The 370-nt window shown below is 69.2% G+C and carries 1 protein-coding gene; it reads left to right on the top strand.

All coding sequences use genetic code 11. From position 1 onward, the window contains the following. Positions 1–370 (top strand): acetate--CoA ligase family protein (locus J0695_RS40740; protein WP_206969836.1); only part of this gene is annotated, 370 nt, incomplete at both ends.

Here is a 370-nt window from a genome sequence, read left to right as displayed (position 1 = left end):
GGGGTATCCGGTGGTGATGAAGGCGTCGGGGGCGCGGCTCGCGCACAAGACGGAGCTGGGCCTGGTGAAGGTCGGACTGACATCGGCGAGTCAAGTACGCGATGCCTACCGGGAGTTGACGGACATCGCGCGGTACGAGGGCGTGGACCTCGACGGCATTCTGGTCTGCCAGATGGTGGAGCGGGGTGTGGAGATGGTGGTGGGGGTCACGCAGGACGCACTGTTCGGGCCGACGGTGACGGTGGGGCTGGGCGGCGTCCTGGTGGAGGTGATGGGCGATGCGGCGGTACGGGTGCCGCCGTTCGGGGAGGACCAGGCGCGGGCGATGCTCGGGGAGTTGCGGGGGAAGGTGCTCCTTGAGGGGGTACGG

Source organism: Streptomyces beijiangensis (assembly GCF_017315755.1).
GTDB lineage: Bacteria > Actinomycetota > Actinomycetes > Streptomycetales > Streptomycetaceae > Streptomyces > Streptomyces beijiangensis.
Note: the sequence above shows the minus strand (reverse complement) of the source record. Positions and strands in the feature narration are given on the sequence as shown.